This window comes from Amycolatopsis thailandensis (genome assembly GCF_042723255.1).
Classification (GTDB): domain Bacteria; phylum Actinomycetota; class Actinomycetes; order Mycobacteriales; family Pseudonocardiaceae; genus Amycolatopsis; species Amycolatopsis thailandensis.
In genome coordinates, this window is record NZ_JBHXJK010000058.1 from 1 (window position 1) to 21,233 (window position 21,233).

21 protein-coding genes are annotated in these 21,233 nt (G+C 68.9%); 5 read left to right on the top strand and 16 right to left on the bottom strand.

Annotated features, from left to right (window positions below; genetic code table 11):
• Positions 1-395 precede the first annotated feature (395 nt).
• The 3 genes from ACFWMR_RS23100 to ACFWMR_RS23110 form a co-directional block, all read right to left on the bottom strand.
• A complete protein-coding gene (locus tag ACFWMR_RS23100; RefSeq protein ID WP_378379840.1) occupies positions 396-989 on the bottom strand; it encodes a helix-turn-helix transcriptional regulator in 594 nt (197 codons plus the stop codon).
• Positions 986-3,514, bottom strand: coding sequence for a hypothetical protein (locus tag ACFWMR_RS23105; protein ID WP_378379841.1), 2,529 nt, complete (start codon positions 3,512-3,514; stop codon positions 986-988). The genes ACFWMR_RS23100 and ACFWMR_RS23105 overlap by 4 nt, the downstream gene beginning before the upstream one ends.
• A gap of 93 nt (positions 3,515-3,607) precedes the next feature.
• The gene (locus ACFWMR_RS23110; protein WP_208636109.1) at positions 3,608-4,135 is read right to left on the bottom strand and encodes an EF-hand domain-containing protein; all 528 of its coding nucleotides are present in this window, start codon (positions 4,133-4,135) and stop codon (positions 3,608-3,610) included.
• 121 nt (positions 4,136-4,256) lie between these two features.
• On the opposite strand from ACFWMR_RS23110, the gene ACFWMR_RS23115 reads away from it, so the two are divergent.
• The gene (locus tag ACFWMR_RS23115; RefSeq protein ID WP_378379842.1) at positions 4,257-4,739 is read left to right on the top strand and encodes a GNAT family N-acetyltransferase; all 483 of its coding nucleotides are present in this window, start codon (positions 4,257-4,259) and stop codon (positions 4,737-4,739) included.
• A gap of 57 nt (positions 4,740-4,796) precedes the next feature.
• On the opposite strand, the gene ACFWMR_RS23120 is transcribed toward ACFWMR_RS23115, so the two are convergent.
• The 8 genes from ACFWMR_RS23120 to ACFWMR_RS23155 form a co-directional block, all read right to left on the bottom strand.
• A complete protein-coding gene (locus tag ACFWMR_RS23120; RefSeq protein ID WP_378379843.1) occupies positions 4,797-5,372 on the bottom strand; it encodes an LppA family lipoprotein in 576 nt (191 codons plus the stop codon).
• A 54-nt stretch (positions 5,373-5,426) separates the two neighbouring features.
• Positions 5,427-7,163, bottom strand: coding sequence for an alpha/beta hydrolase (locus tag ACFWMR_RS23125; protein WP_378379844.1), 1,737 nt, complete (start codon positions 7,161-7,163; stop codon positions 5,427-5,429).
• Positions 7,163-7,480, bottom strand: coding sequence for a hypothetical protein (locus ACFWMR_RS23130; protein ID WP_378379845.1), 318 nt, complete (start codon positions 7,478-7,480; stop codon positions 7,163-7,165). The genes ACFWMR_RS23125 and ACFWMR_RS23130 overlap by 1 nt, the downstream gene beginning before the upstream one ends.
• Before the next feature lie 105 nt (positions 7,481-7,585).
• A complete protein-coding gene (locus ACFWMR_RS23135; protein WP_378379846.1) occupies positions 7,586-8,140 on the bottom strand; it encodes an HPP family protein in 555 nt (184 codons plus the stop codon).
• Positions 8,137-8,862 carry a respiratory nitrate reductase subunit gamma gene (narI, locus tag ACFWMR_RS23140; protein ID WP_378379847.1) on the bottom strand — a complete coding sequence of 242 codons (726 nt, stop codon included), beginning with the start codon at positions 8,860-8,862 and terminating at the stop codon, positions 8,137-8,139. The genes ACFWMR_RS23135 and narI overlap by 4 nt, the downstream gene beginning before the upstream one ends.
• Positions 8,859-9,476: a nitrate reductase molybdenum cofactor assembly chaperone gene (gene narJ, locus ACFWMR_RS23145; protein ID WP_378379848.1), complete on the bottom strand. Its 618-nt coding sequence runs from the start codon at positions 9,474-9,476 to the stop codon at positions 8,859-8,861. The genes narI and narJ overlap by 4 nt, the downstream gene beginning before the upstream one ends.
• Positions 9,473-11,038, bottom strand: a complete 1,566-nt coding sequence (gene narH, locus ACFWMR_RS23150) for a nitrate reductase subunit beta (RefSeq protein ID WP_378379849.1) — start codon at positions 11,036-11,038, stop codon at positions 9,473-9,475. Before narH ends, narJ begins: the two co-directional genes overlap by 4 nt.
• Positions 11,038-14,727 carry a nitrate reductase subunit alpha gene (locus tag ACFWMR_RS23155; protein ID WP_378379850.1) on the bottom strand — a complete coding sequence of 1,230 codons (3,690 nt, stop codon included), beginning with the start codon at positions 14,725-14,727 and terminating at the stop codon, positions 11,038-11,040. Before ACFWMR_RS23155 ends, narH begins: the two co-directional genes overlap by 1 nt.
• A 374-nt stretch (positions 14,728-15,101) precedes the next feature.
• Between ACFWMR_RS23155 and ACFWMR_RS23160 the strand changes: the two genes are divergently transcribed.
• From ACFWMR_RS23160 to ACFWMR_RS23170, 3 genes are all read left to right on the top strand, one after another.
• Entirely contained in the window at positions 15,102-15,308 is a 207-nt protein-coding gene (locus ACFWMR_RS23160; RefSeq protein ID WP_378379851.1) for a hypothetical protein, read from the top strand.
• A gap of 84 nt (positions 15,309-15,392) precedes the next feature.
• Positions 15,393-15,848 carry an ATP-binding protein gene (locus ACFWMR_RS23165; RefSeq protein ID WP_378379852.1) on the top strand — a complete coding sequence of 152 codons (456 nt, stop codon included), beginning with the start codon at positions 15,393-15,395 and terminating at the stop codon, positions 15,846-15,848.
• 33 nt (positions 15,849-15,881) lie between these two features.
• Entirely contained in the window at positions 15,882-16,058 is a 177-nt protein-coding gene (locus ACFWMR_RS23170) for a CsbD family protein (protein WP_093938376.1), read from the top strand.
• 45 nt (positions 16,059-16,103) lie between these two features.
• On the opposite strand, the gene ACFWMR_RS23175 is transcribed toward ACFWMR_RS23170, so the two are convergent.
• The 4 genes from ACFWMR_RS23175 to ACFWMR_RS23190 are packed head-to-tail and all read right to left on the bottom strand — an operon-like array spanning position 16,104 to position 19,504.
• Positions 16,104-17,135 carry a cobalamin B12-binding domain-containing protein gene (locus ACFWMR_RS23175; RefSeq protein ID WP_378379853.1) on the bottom strand — a complete coding sequence of 344 codons (1,032 nt, stop codon included), beginning with the start codon at positions 17,133-17,135 and terminating at the stop codon, positions 16,104-16,106.
• The gene (locus ACFWMR_RS23180) at positions 17,132-18,715 is read right to left on the bottom strand and encodes a PP2C family protein-serine/threonine phosphatase (protein WP_378379855.1); all 1,584 of its coding nucleotides are present in this window, start codon (positions 18,713-18,715) and stop codon (positions 17,132-17,134) included. The genes ACFWMR_RS23175 and ACFWMR_RS23180 overlap by 4 nt, the downstream gene beginning before the upstream one ends.
• Positions 18,708-19,118, bottom strand: a complete 411-nt coding sequence (locus ACFWMR_RS23185) for an ATP-binding protein (protein ID WP_378379856.1) — start codon at positions 19,116-19,118, stop codon at positions 18,708-18,710. The genes ACFWMR_RS23180 and ACFWMR_RS23185 overlap by 8 nt, the downstream gene beginning before the upstream one ends.
• On the bottom strand, positions 19,115-19,504 hold the full coding sequence (locus ACFWMR_RS23190) for an STAS domain-containing protein (RefSeq protein ID WP_378379857.1): 390 nt from the start codon (positions 19,502-19,504) through the stop codon (positions 19,115-19,117). Before ACFWMR_RS23190 ends, ACFWMR_RS23185 begins: the two co-directional genes overlap by 4 nt.
• A 682-nt stretch (positions 19,505-20,186) precedes the next feature.
• Here ACFWMR_RS23190 and ACFWMR_RS23195 point away from each other — a divergent pair.
• Positions 20,187-20,846 (top strand): pentapeptide repeat-containing protein, encoded by a 660-nt coding sequence (locus ACFWMR_RS23195; protein ID WP_378379858.1) that lies wholly within the window; start codon positions 20,187-20,189, stop codon positions 20,844-20,846.
• A gap of 7 nt (positions 20,847-20,853) precedes the next feature.
• Here the strand turns inward: ACFWMR_RS23195 and ACFWMR_RS23200 are convergent, their stop codons facing one another.
• Entirely contained in the window at positions 20,854-21,189 is a 336-nt protein-coding gene (locus ACFWMR_RS23200; protein WP_378379859.1) for a cupin domain-containing protein, read from the bottom strand.
• Between the last annotated feature and the right edge of the window lie 44 nt (positions 21,190-21,233).

A 21,233-nucleotide genomic window follows, 5' to 3' on the forward strand; every position in this document is an offset into this window, starting at 1 on the left:
TCATCTAGCTTTCCCGGGCCACAGGCGCTTCCTGTCCGCTTGCCAGTACATGATGGCCCCCTTCCTTGCGCTAGGCGTAAGGAAGGGGGCCTTCATGTACTGGGGAAGGTGTGAAGGGCGGGTTTCCTCGGCTGAGCCGCGTGAAGGGGGCCTTCACGCGCGGCCGCTGTGGTTGCTGGTGCGTCTGGGGTGAAAGTGGTGATCACAAGGTCCGTGAAGGCCTCCTTCACTACCTTCAGGGTAGGCAAGGAGGCCTTCACGGACCTCGCAGATCGCCTCAGGTGCGCCGGTAACCACAGCAGTCACGGGGCGTATGTGAAGGCTCCCTTCCTCGCCTCAGCCGAGGAACTCGACCTTCACACCTTCCGCTGTCCGTGAAGGACCTCCTGCCACGCTCAGATCAACCCCGCCCGGATGGCTTCGGCGACGGCTTGCGCCCGGTTCCGCAGCGCCAGCCGCCGCTGCGCGTGGTGCAGGATGTTCTTGATGGTGCGCTGGGAGTAGCCCATCGCCGCGCCGATCTCCGCGGTGTCCTTGCCCTCCGCGATCAGCCGCAGCACACGGATCTCGCGGTCGTGGAACCGCGACGACCGCGCCGGGCAGTCCACCAGCGAGTCGTATCCGGCGGCCAGCAGCCCGGCGGAGGTCTCGGCCGAAGACCGCGCGGCCACGACCTCCGCGATCAGCCGCTCCGGCCGGACGGCTTGATGCGGCAGCAGGCTGCGCACCCCGGAGGTCGCGGCCGAGCGATGCCCGGACGGCGGGAGCGGCCCGGCGATCAGGACGCCGGGCAGGGCGCCTTGTTCGGCGACCGCCAGCCGGAGCACCGGGAGTTCGTGGTCGACCGGGTCTTCGGCGGCCACCAGCACGTCCGCGCCCCGGCCACCGGGCGGCACCACGTCGAGGGCCTGCGCCAGCATGCCGACCAGGCCCGCCCGGGTCAGCGGATCGGCCGCGTAGACGGCCACCCGGGGATCAGGTTCGTTCACGAGGCGTATCGGCCGTTCAGCAGCGCCGTGGCCAGTTCGATCCGGGAGCGGTAGCCGGTCCGTGTGAACAGCAGGCTCAACCGCCCCTCGACACTCTTCTGACTCGTCTGCAACGCCGTCGCCAGCTGTTCGTTCGTCAGTCCTTCGCCTGCCAGGAGCGCCAGCAGGTGCTCGTTCTCGGCGACCGTTTCCTCCTGGCCGCCGGGGATCTCGATCCCGTTCTTCCGCATCAGGCTGCGCACCCGGGCGCGGTGCAGCAGCGCGTCGAGCGAACCGAGCACCTCGTACACCTCGGTGAGCACCTTGGGATCCGTCGCTCCGTGGCGGACCAGGCGTTCGGCCGCGACCGCCAGTTCGTGCGGCTGGTCGCGTTCGCGGGCCAGCCAGAGGGTCTCACCGGCGGGTTCCTGGCCGAGGCAGGCCCGGACCAGGTGGCGATACAGCAGCACCCGTCCGGTCGGCATCGCGGAAGCGAGGTCCTCCAGCGCGTCGAGTGCCTTCTTCGCCCCGGCCCGGTCGTTCCTCCGCAACGCCAGTTCGGCGAGATCCGCCCAGGCGATCTCCGTGCCGACGGCGAGTCCGCAGGTGGCCGCGTGCAGGCGCCGGGCGGCGCGGTCGGTCTCGCCGAGCGCCATGTCGACCCGGGCCTCGGCGATGTCGAGCAGATGCGCCAGCATCGGCGCCGTGGCGCGGGCGGCGGTCAGCAGTTCCCGTGCCGCGCTGAACCGGCCTTGTGACAGCAGGACCGACACGGTCACCAGGTGCATCGCGGCCGAGCCGGTGTCGTAGCCGCGCCGGGACCGGTCGGCGACGCTGCGGTGGGCGAAGTCGACGGCGCGCGAGGGGTCGCCGCGCATCGCCGCGAGCATCGACCGTTCGCCGTCGCGCAGGCCGGTCTCGGGGAAGGACTCGTCGGCGAGCAGCTTTTCCGCGCGTGCCCGTTCGCCCAGCACCAGCAACGCGGTGACGTACGAGGTGATCTGGTCGTTCCGGTGCCGTCTCGCCGTCCTCAACGGCCATCGCTCGCGTTCGGTCAGGTTCGCCCCGAACCGCGCGGAGCGGCCGGCCCAGAGTTCGGCGAGGCCGCCGAAGAGTTCGCCCAGCATCGCGGAAACCGTCGACTCGGTGCGCCAGGAATCGTTCTCCGCCAGGAGTTCGGCCGCTTCCGCCCACCGGTCGAGCAGGCTCAGCGCGATCGCGCTCGACGCCACCGACCATTCCGGCGGGTTCATGGCGATCCTCGCCAGTTCGGCCGTGTTGCCGGAGTTGTGCAGCGCGCAGACGGCGATCGACTGCGCCTCCTGCGCCGCGTCGGCGGAAAGGCGGTCGGGGAATTCCTCCAGCAACCGCCGCGTCCCCGCGAGACTTTGTTCGTGGTCGCCGTTCAGATGGCTCCACATGGTGTGGAGGAGGGTCACCCGCGCCCGCTGCGGCCGGTCTTCGGTCAGTTCGACGGAGGCACGCAGCCACCGCGCGCCGCGGGTGGTCTGGTCGTCGGGCAGGAACGCCGCGTTGTCGAGTAGTTCGGCGAGCGCGCGCCGCGGGTCGATCAGCTTGCCCGCTTCGGCGATCCGGTCGGGAAGGTAGTACGGGGCGGAGGTGTGCGCGGTCCCGTTCCACAACGCGGTGACGGCGGCCGCGGAGAAGCGCCGTCGCTCGAAGGGCCCGAGTTCGGCGATCAGCGCGTAGGCCACCACCGGCACGGTGAACCGCCAGCCGCCACCGCGGTGCAGTACGCCGTCGGCGCGCAGATTCTCCAGTGTCGCAAGGGTTTCCGCGAGATCCTGCGCCAGCAGTTCGCTGATCAGCGACGGCATCGCCTCGCCGAGCGGATGCAGGACGGCGGCCGCCTTCGCGACCGCGAGCCGCTCGGGGTCCAGGTGCATGGACCGCAGTGGCACCATGGTGCCGGGGACGAGGTACGCGCGCCGGTCGACGATCCGGATCGCGCTCTGCGCGCGCAGCAGGTCCAACGCCTGGCGCAGCGCGGCGGGCACCCCTCGGCTCAGCTCGTGCAACCGGTCTCGCAGCGGAGTGCTCGGAACGGCGCCGATCGCCTCGACGACCGCCCCGGTGATCTCTTCGGCCTTCAAGGGCAGCAGCCGCATCGGCTCCACGAGACCGTCGGACCGCAGCCGCCGTACGGTGGCGACTCTTCCGGCCGCGTCCCGGACCGGGGTGCGGGTCGCGCAGATCACCCGCGTCGACGTCCCGCCCAGACGGCGGATCGACGCCTCCAGGACGGCGAGGGAATCGGAGCCCATCCACTGGGTGTCGTCGATCATCAGGACGTGCCCGTCGTCCGTCGCGAGTGAGGGCCACGGATCGACGCCGGGCGCGAGGTCCCCGTCCGGCGTGAAGCGGACGATCGAAATCCCCCGCCCCGAAGCGGAAAGCCGCTCGGACAACCGGGCGAGCAGCGTGGTCCGGCCGACGCCCGCCGGCCCGGTCACCCAGACGCAGGGCGCGCCCGCGCCGGTGACACGCTCCAGGATCCGCTCGGTCACCTCGTCCACGCCTGCCATCCTGTGCCGGGCAGGGTGGCCGCGAGGTCATACTCGGCGCGGTATGGCCCGTATGGCCGCCGGGTCGGCCCGAAAGCCGCGACCGGACGCGCGTCAGGCGGCGAGGGGCCCGAAGACGAGGGTGCCCGGCGCTTCGGCGTCGTCGCCCGCCCAGAACTCCAGCCACAGCGCGGCGAATTCGTCCCGGGACAGCATTCCGTCGCCATCGGAGTCCAGCAGCGGGAAAGTGGCGTCGGTGTCGGTGGGGCGGCCGTTCCAGACCTCGATCAACTGCCGGTACTCCGCCGCGGAGATCAGGCCGTCCCCGTTCTCGTCGATCGCTTCGAACATCGCGTCGGCGGTCGCGGTCACGGCTTCGGGCATGCCCGGCAGCTTGTCCACCACCAACAGGACCTCGTCGAGGGTGACCTTGTCATCGCGGTCGAGATCCGACGCCGCCAGCAACGTCGTCCACCAGCTGAGCATGATCCCGGTCAGGGACTTGGCGTTCGCCGGGCCGCGCCGCCGCGCCCAGCGCTCGGCCAGTTCCTGGAAGTCGTTCTCCTGAAGGAAACCGTCACCGTCGACGTCCATCGCGGCGAAAACCCCCGAGATCTTGCGCCGCTGCAAGTCGCTTGCCATGCGTCCGAACGATAGAACCGGACGCCGGGGCCGGATAGCGGCCATTCAGGGCGGTGGCGAACCACGATCGGGGGACGGCCGCTCACGGGGAGGCGCGAAGGGATCGGGCAGGATGGTCGCCATGGTGGAGATCAGCTTCCTGGACGCATCCGACCGTGCCCAATGGGAAGTGCTGGCCCGCGGCCACGACGCCTACGGCGGGGTCGAGCGCGGCGACGAGGCCTACGAACGGACCTGGCGGCGACTGCTCGACGGCGGGGAACAGGCCATCGGGATCGCCGCACGGCTGGACGGGACCATGGTCGGGATCGCGCATTACGTTTTCCACGCGGGTGTCTGGGGAAACGCGAGGTGTTATCTGGCGGACCTGTTCGTGGACGCGGAAGTCAGGCGGCGAGGGGTCGCGACCGCGATGATCGAGTGGGTGGCGCGAGACGCCGAGCGGAACGGTTTTCCTCGGCTCTACTGGAACACGCTGGTCGATTCCCCGGCTCGCGCGTTGTACGACAAGGTGGCCAAGTTCAGCGAGGGGCTTGTCGTCTATACCTATCGGCGTGAGGCCACGGGAGATCTCGCGTCCGCCAGGAAACGCCACCAGGGGTAGGGGACGCCGAACAGCTTGCCGAGGAGTGCGCCGGAGCTAACGGATTCGTTGTAACCACTAGCTTCCGCTAGGCCGCGGTGTTCCCCGCGTATGTGCTTCTGCCGACAGGTGACAGCCGGTCTTCAGCGTCAGCATGGTGCTGGTGCCGGTTGTCGTGCCGGTTGCGGTCGAGAGTGTCAGGTCGGCGCCGAAGTTGTCGAGGAGATGGAACTCCCGGAACTGGGGCTGATTCACTTCGAAGCCCTTCTTCGTGAAGCCGTGTTTGCCCGCGGCTTCGGTGAGCGCCTGCGTTGTCTTCGCCCAGCTGGCTTCCGGAATGACGTCTGGCAGGCCCCACGTCGTGTAGGCGGTGTACACGTCGTGGACATCGACCGCGCGGAAGGCGTTGCAACCGGGTGACACCTCGGCCACGGTGCCTTGCTGCCACGTGGAGAAGCCAGAGGCCTCCGTGATCTTGGCACGCAGGTCTGCGAGCGCCTGGTCGTACGTTGCCTGGGCTTGCTTGGCGTCCGGCCGCTTGAGGAGTTCGGTGAACTGCTGCTGGGTCGACATGCCGTCCTTGCTGTGGTCGTTGTCGAGGTAGTCCGGGCTGCTGTCGCACGCCGTGCCGGTGAACAGGACGGCGACCGCCATCCCGGCGATCCAGCTGGTGGTTCGAGCAGCGTGCTTCATGTGTTTCACCTGGGCTTACTTCGAGATGGTCAGGTCAGGACGGCCTGCTACGACCGCCGCCATGTTGTACTTGCTGGTGCTGTCGGTGCCATCCGGCGTGGTCAGGGTGTACTCGCTGTGCCCCGAAGAAGGTGCCAGCGGCCGACCGTCGAGCAGCGACGTCGCTCCGTGAGTCGACAGCTGCTTCATACCCTCCATGCTGCCGGGGTCTTCACCGAATCGCCCATGCGTGATGTTGCCTACGTCGGCTACCACGTCACCATCCGCCTCGAGCGTGTAGGCGTGGCCCTCGGGAACATGCAGCCGGTCGATCGAACGGCTCCCGATGCCGTCTCCGTACGGTTGGTCGGAGATGCCGGGTGAGCCGAAGAACACGGCGTCGTCGACACCGGTGTCACTCTGCAGCGCGATGCCGGTGGTCAGCGAGCCGTACGAGTGACCGAGGGCAGTGAGATGCGGGTCATCCGGACGGGACATGTTGATCCCTTGGTCGAAACGGGCCAGCTTCTCGGCGCCTTCCTGCGCGGCGCCGCCGCTGAGGACGTCGACGTAGTCGCCGAGTTTGTCGGTAGCGGGCGGCTCGTAGCCGAGCCACGTCACCGTCGCGACCGACTTGCCGCTGAGATCACCGACCGTGCGGTTGGCACTCTCGCGCACGGTTTGCATGTCGTTCACATAGCCGTCGAGGTTGGTCTCGACCGCCGAGTTCATGCCCGGAGTGAAGACCGCGACATGCTTGGCCTTGTCGACGTCGCCGTTGGCCACCGCGGCCTTCACCTTGTCGCCGCTCATATCGAGCGACATGAGCTGCCGGTTCGGTAGCGGCTTACCGTCCGGGCCCATCGTGAGGCCTTCGACCTTGCCCAGAGCAGCGAGCCGTTCGTCCAGTTTGCCGAGCTTTTCCTGGTAGTCGCGGACAAGCGGCCTATCGCGGCCGAGGTCATCAGGGGCGTGGCGCATGAGTTCGGTGCGCTCGTCGAGCAGCTTCTGCTTCTCGTCCGCCAAGAGCGCGATGTTCGCCGTGCTCCTGGCCCACGCCGCCACACCGTCCCGGTTGCCGACCAAGCCGGGGTGATCCTCGGTCAGGCGTCTTTGCTGCTGTTCCGACAGGGAATCCCACCAGGCGGCGTTGGCCGCGGGGCCCGCGTCGACCGGTGGCGGGGCAGGGATCGACAAGGAGCCAAGGGCCTCGCCGGCGTTCCCTGCCGCGGCAAGACTGGTGCCCTCGCCACTGGCGTCGATGGTGTGCCCGTTGATCGCCGGGTCGAGCACGGCGCAGAAATCGTTGTCGACGTCCTCGGCGGAGAGCAGCGTCTGCTTCACGCGCTCGCCCAGCTCCGAAGCAACGACTTTCCGCTCTCGCTCGACATCCTCGCGCTGCTCTTCCGGGATGTCCGGCGGCAGGCCATGGTCGGTGATGGCGCCGTTGTCCCCGATGGAGAAGTTGTGGGCGCGTGCCAGCTCTTCTGCCTCTTTGAGGCCGGCCAGTACACCGGTGGCGGCATCCGCGACGTCGCCACTTGCTCGGCGGATAGCCGCGATCTCGGCCGCCCACTCCTTGCCCTCTTCGATCAGCCGCCTCGATGCTCCGGCCGCCGCGGTAGCCGCTGTGCCTGACCAACCGCTCGGCATCGCGGCGTCCTCGAAATCTTCGGAGCAGGTGAGCAGCTGCAAGTATTTGCCGTTGAGCGCGGCCGACATGGTCGAAAGGACACTGGGGTTCCAGCGTCGAAGATCGCCCCAGGAGACCATCAGCCAGCCTTCGGCCCGCCGTGGGAAACCATGACATGCAGGTCTCGCTGGGCAGCTGCCTCGTTGGCGCGATAGCTCGCCACGGCCTTGCCCAAGTCGCCGGCGTACGTCTCCCAGGCCCCGGCCCACCGCTGGCCTTTGCCGGACCAGGCGGACTTCAACGCGGCCAGTTTGCCTGCCGATCGCGTGCCGGGAAGTCCGGCATCGCCCTCTGGAACAACACCGGCGGCATCGAGCCCGCGGGCGTCGTCTACCAGCCTCCCCGCGGCCTTGCCCGCTTCGTCGATCTCTCCGAGCACCGCTTCATATCCAGCCATCTGCCACACCCCTCCCAAGGTGACGCGTGTGCTGTCTCCGTGACCCTACGACAGCAATCGGTCACCTGTGAACCACATCCGCCCAGGTCGGGGATTCGTACGCACTTATCGGGGAGTAGATCTACTCATCCGCGGAGAGTCAGTCGGTGCGGGGATCGGAGCCAAAAAACGCCACCAGGGGTAGGGCACGCCGAACAGCTTGTTGATCAGCACCGCCAGCAAGGCGATGAGGACGACGCCCACCAGGACAGCGACGATCTGCGGAGTGGTGTGCAGCAGGCCGAGCGCGATGATCAAGGTGGTGGCACCGGCCGGCGGGTGAGGGATGTCCAGCGCGGCCATCGCGGCGCACGTGAGACCCAGCGCGATCGCGGCCGCCCCGATCCTGGGCCAGGACGGATGCGTCAGGTCCGGGGCGGCGTTGAGCAGCCCGGTGACGGCGAGGCCGGTGAGCCCCGCGACGATACCGGCCAGGTGACCGAAAACGGTGTTCCGCGGGCTCGCGCCGGGTGCCTGCGGGGTGGCGAAGACCAGGAACGCGGTGGGCCCGAGCGAAGGGAACAGCAGCGGAGCGCCGGACAGGATCGCGCAGAGACCGATGAACACGATGCAGCAGAACGAACTCAGCGCGACGTAGGCGGTGCGGCGGGCGCGGGTCATTCCCAGCCACGGCGCGGGTCTCGGGTGCCGACGCTGCCCGGGGCGCGGCGCCGGTAGACCACGTACGGGCGGAGCAGGTACCGCACCGGCGCGCTGAAAGCGTGCACCAGGCGCGAAAACGGCCACAGCGCGAACAACACCATGGCCAGCGCGGTGTGCAGCCGGTAGTCCAGCGGAGCCGAGGCCATCAGCTCCGGCTGGGGATCGAGGAGCAGGATGCCGCGAAACCAGGGCGCGACCGTCTCGCGGTAGTCGTATCCGCCGCGGAGTCCGTTGTCCACCAAGGTGTTCGTGAGCCCGGCGAGCATCACCAGCACGAGCACCACGTACATGTACTTGTCGCTGATCGAGGTGGCGCCCCGGACCGCCGGCACCCGGATCCGCCGCCACAGCAGGAGACCGAGCCCGCCGATCGCGACCAGTCCGGCGACACTGCCCATCACCAGCGAGATCAGGTGGTAGCCGTGTTCGTCGAGCCCGGCGAACTCGGTGACACCCTTCGGCACGAACAGGCCGAGCACGTGCCCGCCGATCACCATCAGCAGCCCGATGTGGAACACGGGGCTGGCCACGCGCAAGAGCCGGGATTCGTGGAGCTGACTCGACCGGGTCGTCCAGCCGAACTTGTCGTGGCGATACCGCCAGATCGTGCCGAAGACCAGCAGCGCGATCGACGCGTAGGGCGCGGCGCCCCACAGCAGCAGGTCCAGTCCGGAACTCATCGGCCACCTCCGGCGCCGGTGGGGAAGGGATCGAGGCCGACCAGCTCGGCCGGGGGTTCGGCGGGAAGCGGCGCGGGGGTGGCGGGCAGGGTCGCCAGCACCGCGGTGACGGCGTCGCGATACGGGGTGTCCATAGTGGACAGATTGCGGTGCAGGAGATCCAGTGCCGGATGGAAACGGGCGAGCACCTGCCCGGCCGCGTCGGCGCCGGCCGCGGCGGCGAACTCGAGGATCACCGGCAGGAAGTCCGGCAGTTCGTTCTCGGCCGGCGCGAATCCGTGGGTGCGGTAGAACCGGCGCAACGCGGCCAGTGTCTCGCCGCGGCGGCGGGTGTCGCCGTCGAGGAACCAGCTCAGATGCAGTGTCCGGCGGGGTTTCCGGTCGAAGACCTCGATGTAGTGCGATGCCAGTTCTCCGGGATCGCCCTGTTCGAGATAGGCCACCGTGCGGGTGAGCTCGTCGTGGCCGGGGCCGGTGGTCTCGTCGAGGCAGGCGCGCAGCAGACCGACCTTGCCGAGGACGGCTTCGTCGGGATATTGCAGGCACCAGCCGGCGATCTGGCGCAACGCCGCGTGATCCGGGACCGGGATCGCCCGGGGGCGGAAGAGTTTCACCGGCTCCGCCCTCGCAGCGTCGGGAAGAGCGCGTCCGGGCGGGCTCCGTCGTCCCAGCTGACCAGGTCCACTGTGGACTCCCCGCCGCCCATGCCGGGACCGCCGTCGACGTCGAGGCTGCACCGGGTGGCGATGCCCTCCAGATCGTGGGCCTGCCCGACGCCCGCCGTGGGGATGACGTAGCGCTCGTCGTACTTGGCCAGCGCGAGCAGCCGGTGCATGGCGAAGATCTGCTCGCCGGTGAGACCCACGGAGGCCGGGATGTCCTCGTCCGTCTCCTGCCCGAGGTTCACCGCCCGCATGTACGACCGCATCGCCGCCAGCCGTCGCAGAGACTGCCGGACCGGCACGGTGTCCCCGGCGGTGAACAGTTCGGCCAGGTACTCGACCGGGATCCGCAGGGCGTCGATGGCCCCGAACAGGTTGTCGCGGTGTTCCCCGTCGTGACCGCTGCCGCTGACCGCGTCGACCACCGGCGACAACGGCGGGATGTACCAGACCATCGGCATCGTGCGGTACTCCGGATGCAGCGGCAGTGCCAGCCGGTAGTCGTGGATCAACTGGTACACCGGCGAACGCCGAGCCGCGGTGAGCCAGTCGTGCGGGATGCCCGCCGCTTCGGCCGCCCGGATCACGGCGGGGTCTTGCGGATCGAGCAGCAGGTCGAGTTGCGCGGGATAGAGGTCGTGCTCGTCGGCGACGGACGCGGCCTCGGTGACCTTGTCGGCGTCGTAGAGCAGGACACCGATGTAGCGCAGCCGTCCGACGCAGGTTTCCGCGCACACCGTCGGCTGCCCGGCTTCCACCCGCGGGTAGCAGAAGGTGCACTTCTCGGCCTTGCCGGTCTTGTGGTTGAAGTAGACCTTCTTGTACGGGCAGCCGGTGACGCACATCCGCCAGCCGCGGCACTGGTCCTGGTCGACCAGCACGATGCCGTCCTCCTCGCGTTTGTACATCGCGCCGGACGGGCAACTGGCCACACAGGACGGATTGAGACAGTGCTCGCAGATCCGCGGCAGGTAGAACATGAAGCTCTGTTCGAACTCGAATTTGATCTTGATCCCGAGTTCGTCACGCAGTTTCTCGGCGATCGGGTCCTTGACGCCGTGTTCGGTGGAGCCGCCGAGGTCGTCGTCCCAGTTCGGCCCCCAGGTGGGCTGGGTGGCCTCGCCGGTGATGGCCGACCGGGGCGCGGCGGTGGGCACGTCGTCGCCGAGCGGGGCCTCGATGAGGGTGGCGTAGTCGTAGGTCCACGGCTCGTAGTAGTCCGCGATCTCCGGCAGTTCCGGGTTCGCGAACAGCTTCGCGAGCTTGGTCAGCCGTCCGCCCGCGCGTAGCCGCAGCCGGCCTTTCGACGTCCGCTCCCAGCCGCCCTTCCAGCGTTCCTGATCCTCGTAACGGCGCGGATATCCTTGCCCCGGACGGGTTTCCACGTTGTTGAACCACGCGTACTCGGTACCCGTCCGGTTGGTCCAGGCCTGCTTGCAGGTCACCGAACACGTGTGGCAGCCGATGCACTTGTCGAGGTTCATCACCATGGCCAGCTGTGCCATGACCCGCATCAGTAACGCACCTCCTGGGAACGGCGGCGGATCACGGTGACCTCGTCGCGCTGGTTGCCGGTGGGGCCCAGGTAGTTGAAACCGAAGGAGAGCTGGGCGTAGCCGCCGATGAGATGGGTGGGTTTGAGCAGCAGCCGGGTCAGCGAGTTGTGCGTGCCGCCGCGTTTCCCGGTGGCCTCGCTGCGCGGCACGTTCACCGCGCGATCCTGGGCGTGGTAAAGGAAAACGGTGCCCGTGGGCATCCGGTGGGAGACGATCGCGCGGGCCACCACGACACCGTTGCGGTTCACCGCCTCGATCCAGTCGTTGTCTTTCGCGCCGATGGCTTCGGCGTCGGCCGGGCTCATCCAGATCCCCTGCCCGCCGCGGGACAGCGTGAGCATGTGCAGGTTGTCCTGGTAGGTCGAGTGGATCGACCATTTGCTGTGCGGGGTCAGGTAGCGCACGGTGACCTCCGCGGAGTCCCCCGGACCGCCGGAGAGGTGCTGCGAGCCCAACGGTGGCCGGTAGACCGGCAGCGCCTCGCCGAGTTCGTGCATCCAGTCGTGGTCGAGGAAGAAATGCTGACGGCCGGTGAGGGTGTGCCACGGCTTGGCGTGTTCGACGTTGATCACGAACGCCGAGTAGCGGCGGCCGCCGCTCTCACTGCCGGACCACTCCGGGCTGGTGATCACCGGCGCCGGACGTGACCGGGTGTCGGCGAAGGTGATCTTCTTGCCTTCGTGTTCGGCGGAAAGATGGGCCAGCTCCGTGCCGACGCGCTTCTCGAGTTCGCGGAAACCCTGGGTTGCCAGCCGTCCGTTCGTGGTGCCGGACAGCGCGAGCACGGCGTCCGCGGCCTTGATGTCGGTGTCGATCAGCGCCTGGCCCTGGGCGGCCCCTGTCGTCGCGACGCCGTTCTTCGCGCGCAGCCAGTTCACCTCCTCGCCGACGTCGTAGGTCAGGCCCTTGCTGGTGGCGCCCAGCTTTTCCAGCAACGGGCCGAGGGTGGCCAGTTTCGCCGCCACGGCGGGATAGTCGCGTTCGACGACGGTCAGCTTCGGCATGGTGACACCCGGGATCGGCTCGACCTCGCCGTCACGCCAGTCACGGACGACCCCGCCCGGCTGCGCCGTCTCACTGGGCGTGTCATGCGTCATCGGCGTGGCGACGAGGTCCTTGCGCACCCCGAGATGCCGTTCGGCGAGTTCGCTGAACCGTTTCGCGATCGTGTGGAACGCCTCGAAATCGGTCCGGGTCTGCCACGGCGGATCGACGGCGGCGTTGAACGAATGCACGAAGGGATGCATGTCCGTCGACGACAGATCGTGCTTCTCGTACCAGGTGGCGGCGGGCAGCACGAGATCCGCGAACAAGGTGGTGCTGGTCATGCGGTAATCGATTGCCAGCATAAGGTCCAATTTGCCGACGGGGGCGGTGTCGTGCCATTTCACGGTTTTCGGCCGCGCGTCCGGCGGCGCTTCCTCGCCGCGCAGGTTCGCGTCGGTGCCGAGAAGGTGGCGCAGGAAGTACTCGTGCCCCTTCGCCGAAGAGCCGAGCAGGTTGGACCGCCACACGGTGAGCACCCGCGGCCAGTTTCCGGGCGCGTCCGGATCGTCGGCGGCGAACCCCAGCTTGCCTTCGCGGAGCTGCTCGGTGGCATGGCGGACGGGGTCGAGCCCGGCTTCGTCGGCCTCGTCGACCAGGTCGAGCGGATTGCGGTCGAAGGTGGGGAACGAAGGCATCCAGCCCAGCCTCGCCGACTGCGCGAGCGTGTCCGCGGCGCTGGTCCCGGCGAGTTTGCCCGCCGCCAGCGGCGAGGCCAGTTCGTCGTTGCGCAGCGCGTCGTAGCGCCATTGGCCGGTGTGCAGGTACCAGTAGGCGGTCCCGATCATCTGCCGCGCCGGGCGCATCCAGTCCATCGCGCCGGCCAGGGTCTGGTGCCCGGTCAGCGGCCGCACCTTCTCCTGTCCGACGTAGTGCGCCCAGCCGCCGCCGTTGCGGCCCTGGCAGCCGGTCATCGTCAGCAGCGCCAGGAAGGACCGATAGATGGTGTCGGAGTGGAACCAGTGGTTGGTGCCCGCGCCCATCAGGATCATGCAGCGGCCGCGGGATGCCTCCGCGGTCTCGGCGAACTCCCTCGCGATCCGGCCGACCCGCTCGGCCGGGACCGAGGTGATCTCCTCCTGCCACGCCGGGGTGCACGGCTCCGCCGGATCGTCGTAGCCGGACGGCCACCGGCCGGGCAATTCGCCGCGCCGTACGCCGTACTGCGCCATCAGCAGGTCGAACACGGTGGTGACCAGCTGCCCGCCCTGCCGGACGGCGGGTACCCCGCGCCGCAGGACACCGTCCGCGTCGAAGCGCGGCAAGAGCACCTCGACGCCTTCGTGACCGGGGTCGGCGAGCAGGCTCAGCCGCGGGACGACCTCGCCGAGGTCGAGGTTCCAGCGGCCCTGGTCGTGCTCGTTCCAGCGGAAGCCGACCGAACCGTTGGGCACGACCGGTTCCCCGGTGCGGTCGTCGACCAGGACGGTCTTCCACTGGGTCTCGGCTCCCTCGTCGCCGAGGTCGGCGGCGGTGAGGAACTTCGACGGGACGTACGCGCCGTCCCGTTCGGTGAGCGTGACCAGGAAGGGAAGGTCGGTGAAGCGGCGGACGTAGTCGGTGAAGTACGGCACCTGCCGTTCGGCGAAGAACTCGGTGAGGATGACGTGTCCCATGGCCATCGCCAGCGCGGCGTCCGTGCCGGGATGCGGGGCCAGCCACTCGTCGGCGAACTTGGTGTTGTCGGCGTAGTCGGGGGAGACCACGACGACCTTCTGACCGCGGTACCGGGCTTCGGCCATCCAGTGCGCGTCCGGCGTCCTGGTCACGGGGACGTTCGAACCCCACATCATCAGATACGCGGCGTCCCACCAGTCCGCGGATTCCGGGACGTCGGTCTGGTCGCCGAACACCTGCGGCGAGGCCACCGGAAGATCGGCGTACCAATCGTAGAAGGAGAGCATCGGGGCGCCGATCAGCGCCATGAACCGGGACCCGATCGCGTGCGAGACCATGGACATCGCCGGAATCGGGGAAAACCCGGCGATCCTGTCCGGGCCGTATCGGGAAATGGCGTGCACATGCGCGGCGGCGGCGATTTCCGATGCCTCGTCCCAGCTGACCCGGACCAATCCACCCTTTCCGCGTGCGCGCTGATAGGCCATTCTCTTCATCGGGTCGTCCATCACCGAAGCCCAGGCGACGACCGGATCACCGTACTTTCCGAGGGCCTCCCGGTACATTTCGACCAGTACGCCGCGCGCGTACGGAAAACGTACCCGGGTCGGAGAATAGGAATACCACGAAAAAGAGGCGCCACGCGGACATCCTCGCGGCTCGTACTCCGGCTTGTCGGGCCCGACGGAGGGATAGTCCGGGTCTTGGCTCTCCCAGGTGATGATCCCGTCGGAGACGTACACGTTCCAGCGGCACGAACCCGTGCAGTTCACGCCGTGGGTCGACGGGACGACCTTGTCGTGGCTCCAGCGGTCCCGGTAGAAAGCGTCGCCCTCCCGGCCGCCGGTGAGATGGACCGAGTGCAGATCCGCCGAACTCTCCGCGCGGGTCAAATAGCGGCCGAGGCGCAGTAGAGCAGTGGTCGCCGCGCCTTCGTCGTGGTGGTTTTCGATGCCGTTTCCGTTGGCTTTTCGTGGCGAGCGCACGCTCGCGACCTCCCGACTGAAGTCGTGAATGAGGCAGACAGCGCGAACTGGACGTGCCGAGTCTGTCCGGGAACGTTCGCAATGCTAGCGGCACCGCGTGCCACCTGTCTTTGTCCGAAGGTGATCATGAGTGCCGATCACTCGAAAAGACCAGTAAGTAAAGGCATTGGTAATGGCGAAGTAATTGTCATGAGAAAAGCGATTAATCCATTCTGTCGGACGATCGAAATATGCGTGGATGCGAATCGGCCCGACCGGCGGTCTCGGTGACACGCGGATTCGGGGCCGGGTAAACCGGAAAACGCGGAACAAGTAACGCCGTACGCTGAACAGGGGCGAAAGTATGTATAACGGCCTACACGCGGAGGCGAAGGATGACAGCCGAAATCGAGCGGGCGGCGCACGCCTACTGCCCCGTCTGCAACCCGGACCCCGGACTCGGTGACCCGGTCACCGCGCTCTGCGGGGCCACCCATCCCTTCTGGGGCCGTCGTGAGCGGCCGGTGAACAACTGCCCGGGGTGTGAAGCCGTTGTCGCGAAAACGGCCTACCCCTGTGGCCATACGGGTGGCGAGCGGTGACAGGTTGCTCGTTAAAGTTCGTGGCATTCGGGGTACTAGCTCCACGCGAGCCCGCGAAGGGCCGTCGAGAACATGGAGGTCCCCGTGCCCACCGATCAGGCCGCGCCCGCCGGTCGAAAGGTCGAAGTCCTGGCCCTCGACGTGGGCTGTGACCTGGGCGAACTGGCCCGGGTCCGTGCTTGGGCGCGTGCGGGACTGGACGACGTCGCCGAAGCAGCCCTCACGGACACGATCCTGGTGCTGGACGAGCTGGTGTCCAACGCCCTGCGGCACGGGGAGCGGCCCCGGCAGGTACGCCTGCTACGGCGGCCTGGCCGTCTGCGCATCGAGGTCGACGACGCCGGCAAGACACCCGCCACCCCGCGTCCGCCCTCGGAGACCGGTGGCCGGGGCCTGGCCCTGATCGGCGCCTGCGCCGCGGCATGGGGCCAGGAGCACCGCGACGGCGGCAAGACCGTGTGGGCGGAACTCGACCTGGCTGAGTCAAACGTGTCGGGTGACACAACGGATCCGCCGTTTCCGGGCCGCCGGACCGGGTAACCGGAGGGCAGCGGACAAGGAATGGAGGCCCTGATGAACGACAAAGCCGAGAACAAGCTCGACGAACTCAAGGGCAAGGCCAAGGAAGCCGTCGGGAACGCCACGGACAACGAGCAGTGGCAGGCCGAAGGCAAGGCCGAGCAGGGCAAGGCCAACGTCAAGCAGGCCGGCGAGAAGATCAAGGACGCTGTGAAGGGCGTTCGCGACTGACGCCGTGAGCCACAAAGGGGTCCGCCTTCGGGGCGGGCCCCTTTTTCACGGGGTGAGAGTGTCGCTCAACCGCGTGTGCGCGGCGTCGAGTATCGCCTGCGAACGCGGGAAGTCGCGCAGCTGCCCGCGCAGGAGTTCCAGCGCGGGCAACAGGGAACCGGGCGGTACGTGGCGGGCCGACAGGATGTCCGCGGTCCAGGCCAGGAAACCGGTGAACAGGTCTTCGTCGCCCACGTACAGCGAGACCGCCAGGTACTCGACGATGTGGGCGATGTCCTCTGCGGCGTGCTGGCGCTGGCGGAGGGTGTACTCGCGCATCGCCGGGACGCGGTCTTCCAAACCCTTCATGACGGACTTCACCAGCCTGCTGGAAGTCCGGGAAACCAGGGTGTACTCCTGATCGGCCAGATGGGGGAGGTCGTCGAGGGGCTGATGCCCGGCCCGGGGGCGGGGCAGGGGCGCGGCCAGGAGATCCGCCGCCGCGCGTGCGTCCGGGGCCCAGGCGTCCGCCCCGAGCAGCCGCGCGTACCGGCCGTCCGGCCCGAACGCCGCTCCGCCCGCGATGACCGGGGTCGCGGCCGCCTGACAGGCCGTGATCGTGGCGTGCGCGGCGGGCAGGCGAGTGGCCAGCGAAGCCGAAAGCGCCACCACGTCGGGCCCGGTGCGGTGCAGATGGGCGACCAGATGCGGGGCGGGCACCTGGGCACCGAGGTAGTCGACACGGAAACCGCGGAACTTCAGCACTTCGGCCAGCAGCCGGGCGGGCATGGCGTGCCATTCGCCGTCGACGCACGCCACCGTGACACGGCCCCGGTGCGCGCGTGGCCGGGGAAGCGCGTAGCCGAAACCGGCGAGCACCCGGTCGTTGATCGCGGTCGCCGCGTGTTCCTGCGCCACGGTGAACCGGTTCGCCGCCCATTCCTGGCCGACTTTGCGCTGCACGCCGCCGATCACGTCCAGCAGCACGCTCTCCGTGTCGATACCCGCGCCGAGCGCCGAGACCACGACATCTCCGGCGGCGTACTCGTCCCCGGCGGTCACCGCCTGCCACAGCCGTTCGAAGTACTCCGTGGTCACGGGGTCTCGGGCCTCCGTGGGGTCCGCGGTGCGCTGATCACCAGCACCGCCATGTCGTCGTGCGGCCGACGGCCGACCCAGTGCGCGGCCAGCATCTGGACGTGTTCGGCGACCGCGTCGGCCGCCATGTCCGCGCATTCGGACAGCGCCGTGTGCAGCCGTTCCTCGCCGAACATCTCGTCGCCTAGCGGGCCGCCCTTGGCCTCCACGATACCGTCCGTGTACAGCAGGCAGCTCTCTCCGGGCGCGAGGAGGATCTCCGCCGTCGTCGTCCGGATCTCGGGGAGCACGCCGATCAGATTGCCGCCGGTGTCCACCTCTTCGACGACGCCGCCGGAGCGGACGACCAGCGGCGGCGGATGCCCGGCGCAGGTGACGCGCAGCCGTACCGCGTCGCCCTCGCGGCGGGCGGAGGCCAGCGCGAGCGTGACGAACCGGCCGTCCTCATGGCTCGTCAGCGACGTGTTCAGCAGGCTGAGCAGCCGATGGTGGTCTTCGGCCATCGGCAGCAGCGCGCGCAGCGTCGTCCGGATCTTCCCGGTCAGGACGGCGGCGTCGAGCCCCTTCCCGCAGACGTCGCCGAGCACCGCCAGCGACTCGTTCCCGGCGGTGTCGACGGCGGAATGGACGTCGTAGAAGTCGCCGCCGATCAGGTCCTCGTCCTGCGCGGGCCGGTAACGCCCGGCGAACTCGACGCCGCCGAGCTGCTCCAGTCGCGGCGGAAGCAGCTCGCGCATGAGCGTCTCGGTCGTCGACGCCTGGTGGGCGAACATCCGCGCCGCCGAGATCGCGGCACCCGCACGGGCCGCGAACAGCCGCGCGAAGATCTCTTCCTGCTCGGTGAAGGCCGCCTGGTCGCCGGTGCGCAAGAGGACCAGCGCCCCGGCGGGCACGCCGTGTCCCGGCAGCGGCGTGACGACGATCGACGTCGCCGGGCCGAAACCGGCGGGCAGGATCCAGGACGGCGCGGCGCCCGGATCGAGCCAGCGTGAGGGCACCGGCGGGAAACCGCGCAGCGCCTCGTCCAGTCCCGGCAGGTCGGCGGGGTCGATGGTCAGCCTGGACAGCGTCACGGCCTCGCCGCGGACACACGAAGCCGCCGGATGACCGCCCTGGACCGGCGGGGCCAGCACCACCGCCGCGGCGGCCAGATGTTCGGCCGCCAGCCGCGCGGCCACTTCGATGCAGCGTTCGACGTTGAGCGAACTCAGCAGCGCCGCCGAGGCATCCGTGAGGAACGCGACGCGCTGCCGTTCCTGCCGCAGCAGGTCGTGCGCTGCTTCCGCGTCGGTCTCGTCGGCCAGCCACCAGGTGACGACGCCGTCGTGCGGTACCGGGGCCGCGGCCCAGGAGCGGTCGCCGGCGACGCCGCGGACGATCTCGTCCGCGCCCGCGTCCGCCAGCCAAGGGGGTGTCCCGTGCCGCAGCGGGAGGCCCGGCCGCGCCTCGGGGAACAAGGCGCGGGCGGCGCCGTTGAGGTCCCGCACGACTCCGTCTCCGTCGACGACCAGGGCGGGTGAGGGCGCGGTGTCCCAGCTCCGCCCGGTCGTCACCGGATCGGCGATCACCGGCTCAGCCATCGGCGTCCGCGACTTCGAACTCCGCCCACACCGTCTTGCCGTCCGGGCGGGCTGTCTGGCCCCAAGCCGTCGTGGCCAGGGCGACGAGCGTGAGTCCGTGGCCACCGGTGCCGGTCGGCGGACCGGGCCTGGCCGGTGTGCCGGACGCGCCGTCCTCGACCTCGACGCGCAGGTTGTCCCCGGTGCGCCGCAGCCGGACCAGGTACGGGGCCTGGCCGTGCCGGAGTGCGTTCGAGCTGAGTTCGTCCACGACCATCACGACGTCCGCGATCGTGTCGGCGGGCAACCCGTCCAGCGTGGTCCGCGTCCAGGCGCGCACCTCGGCGAGGCCGTGGAGGTCCTCGGCCATGGAGAACTCGCTGACCTGGGTGTCCTGGCGGACCGTGGCGTCGGACGAGGTCATGAGCGGGACGCCAGTGCGGTGCGCGCGGCTTCGACGGTCGGGTGGACCGGCATGAGTTCTTCGAGGCGCAGCAGCGTGAGTGGCCGGACGACGGCGTGGACCGACGTGGCGACGGCGAACCGGCCGTCACTCTCGCGCAGTAGCTGGGCCAGGCGGAGGAGGACTTGCAGACAGCTCGAATCGCAGAACCGGACCTCGGTCATGTCCGCGACGGCCAGGCCGGACGACGGCGGGCGCTCTTCGATCACCTGACGGAGCTTGGCGGACACGGCGAAATCGAACTCGCCGGTCATCGCGTACACGGTGAATCCGTCGGAGTCGTAGGTCTCCAGCGTCCAACCGTCTCCGGAAGAGCGGTGGAGGGGCCGCGCGACATCGGTCGTCATCAATGCTCCTGCTCGGGGTGCTGCCAACGAGGGCTGGCGGCTCAACCCCTGTACCGGAATCTACCAGCGTCGCCCCCGGCGGACCGGCTGACCGACAGGGTTCGCGGGCCGAGCTGGTCGTGAGTGGGGATTCGGGTTCTTTAGGGGTAAGGCGCAGATGGCGAGTTCGGCCGCTCGGGTGTTCGGCGGGGCAAGGACCGGGAACAGGCGCCCCGCCAGGCCACGCACCTCGGCTCGGTGCGGTCTGACGGGTCGGCGGTGTCGCGAAAGCCACTTTCACAACGTTGAAGGTTGCGAAAGCCACTTTCGCAACCTTCCAAGCAGACAAGACGGCAAGCGAACAGGACACTTTTCCTCCCCTCGATGACCAGAGTCGCCACTCACGATCCACCCGGGTCGAGCCGGTCCTTCGCTTGCCCGAACGGACGGCACGTGTGTCCAGGCGGACGACACGGGTGATCAGACGGACGGCACGTGTGTCCAGGGGGACGACACTCGGCGACGGCCGAGTCCACCGTGTGCCGTCCGTCTGATCACGCGCGCCGTCCGTCTGATCACGCGTGCCGTCCCATCGGTCACGCGAAACCGCTCGACCCGTAGGTACGCAAGACACGGTTGGCCCTGACCCGAAACGCCACTCACGATCACCTGGGCCGAGTCGCCCTGAGGTAGCGTCCGGATCATGGAGTTCCGGGATTTCGACGGCATCAAGGTGCGGCGCCCCTCGGTCGGGCGGGACGACCTCACCGCCGAACCCGCCGTGTTCGAGGGCTACTTCGATTTCGACTCCGTCCATCTCGACGGCGGCGAGCAGGACGGCGTCCGCGGCGGCGGGGAGATCGTGCGTTCCCTCGTCTCGGAAGTGAGCCTGGCCAACGCCCGCCTCGACAGGCTGACACTGTCCGACGTCGTCCTCGAAGGCGTCGATCTCTCCAACGCGGCCATCCGCGAACTCTCCGCGCGACGCGTCGAAATCCTTCGCTGCCGCGCGATCGGGCTGGGCGTTTCGATCGCGTCGGCTTCCGATCTGTACGTCGAGAACGCGCGGTTCGACTACGCGTCGCTGGCCGTCGAGCGGGCCAAGGGTCCGGTCGTGTTCTCCGGGTCTTCGTTCCGGGAGACGGTGTTCTCCGGCGACCTGTCCCGACTGACCTTTGTGGACTGTGACTTCACCGAAACGGAGTTCGCGGCGACCGGCGCGGCGGACTGCGACCTGCGCGGCTCCCGGTTGTCCGGAGTCCGGGGGCTGCTCACCTTGCGCGGCGCGAAGATCACCGCCGAGCAGGCTGTTTCGATCGCGGGGATCCTCGCGGCCGAGAGCGGGTTGCGGGTCGTCGGGTGACTCCGGATCAGCCTTCGGGGTAGAAGACGAAGAGCGTGCACCCGGTCGCGGACGCCGGCACGTGCCACGAACCGGCCGGGGCGTGCAGGAAGGTCCCCGCCGGATAGTCGCGCGCGCCGTCGTTGAAGGTGCCGGAGACGACGTACACCTCCTCGGCTCCCGGCTCGTGGACGTCGCGATGCGGCCACGAGGTGCCGGGATCCATCTCCAGTACGTTGGCGTGCGCGCCGTCCGGACCTGTCCACAGTGGACGAAGCCGGATCCCGGGGAAGAGTTCGCGGACCGGGGATTCCTTGACGGAGACGGAAGTGTAGCCCGCTTGGGCGAGGATCTCGGGGTGCATGGACTCATCGTGCCGCGATCACCGGGCCGTCGGACAGTGTCCGG

What these genes read in the sequence shown, in the direction of transcription:
- ACFWMR_RS23105 (WP_378379841.1), bottom strand. Translation starts at nt 3,514, where the DNA reads ATGGCAGGCGTGGACGAGGTGACCGAGCGGATCCTGGAGCGTGTCACC.
- ACFWMR_RS23110 (WP_208636109.1), bottom strand. Translation starts at nt 4,135, where the DNA reads ATGGCAAGCGACTTGCAGCGGCGCAAGATCTCGGGGGTTTTCGCCGCG.
- ACFWMR_RS23115 (WP_378379842.1), top strand. Translation starts at nt 4,257, where the DNA reads ATGGTGGAGATCAGCTTCCTGGACGCATCCGACCGTGCCCAATGGGAA.
- ACFWMR_RS23120 (WP_378379843.1), bottom strand. Translation starts at nt 5,372, where the DNA reads ATGGCGGTCGCCGTCCTGTTCACCGGCACGGCGTGCGACAGCAGCCCG.
- ACFWMR_RS23125 (WP_378379844.1), bottom strand. Translation starts at nt 7,163, where the DNA reads ATGGTCTCCTGGGGCGATCTTCGACGCTGGAACCCCAGTGTCCTTTCG.
- ACFWMR_RS23130 (WP_378379845.1), bottom strand. Translation starts at nt 7,480, where the DNA reads ATGGCTGGATATGAAGCGGTGCTCGGAGAGATCGACGAAGCGGGCAAG.
- ACFWMR_RS23135 (WP_378379846.1), bottom strand. Translation starts at nt 8,140, where the DNA reads ATGACCCGCGCCCGCCGCACCGCCTACGTCGCGCTGAGTTCGTTCTGC.
- narI (WP_378379847.1), bottom strand. Translation starts at nt 8,862, where the DNA reads ATGAGTTCCGGACTGGACCTGCTGCTGTGGGGCGCCGCGCCCTACGCG.
- narH (WP_378379849.1), bottom strand. Translation starts at nt 11,038, where the DNA reads ATGCGGGTCATGGCACAGCTGGCCATGGTGATGAACCTCGACAAGTGC.
- ACFWMR_RS23160 (WP_378379851.1), top strand. Translation starts at nt 15,102, where the DNA reads ATGACAGCCGAAATCGAGCGGGCGGCGCACGCCTACTGCCCCGTCTGC.
- ACFWMR_RS23170 (WP_093938376.1), top strand. Translation starts at nt 15,882, where the DNA reads ATGAACGACAAAGCCGAGAACAAGCTCGACGAACTCAAGGGCAAGGCC.
- ACFWMR_RS23180 (WP_378379855.1), bottom strand. Translation starts at nt 18,715, where the DNA reads ATGGCTGAGCCGGTGATCGCCGATCCGGTGACGACCGGGCGGAGCTGG.
- ACFWMR_RS23185 (WP_378379856.1), bottom strand. Translation starts at nt 19,118, where the DNA reads ATGACCTCGTCCGACGCCACGGTCCGCCAGGACACCCAGGTCAGCGAG.
- ACFWMR_RS23190 (WP_378379857.1), bottom strand. Translation starts at nt 19,504, where the DNA reads ATGACGACCGATGTCGCGCGGCCCCTCCACCGCTCTTCCGGAGACGGT.
- ACFWMR_RS23195 (WP_378379858.1), top strand. Translation starts at nt 20,187, where the DNA reads ATGGAGTTCCGGGATTTCGACGGCATCAAGGTGCGGCGCCCCTCGGTC.
- ACFWMR_RS23200 (WP_378379859.1), bottom strand. Translation starts at nt 21,189, where the DNA reads ATGCACCCCGAGATCCTCGCCCAAGCGGGCTACACTTCCGTCTCCGTC.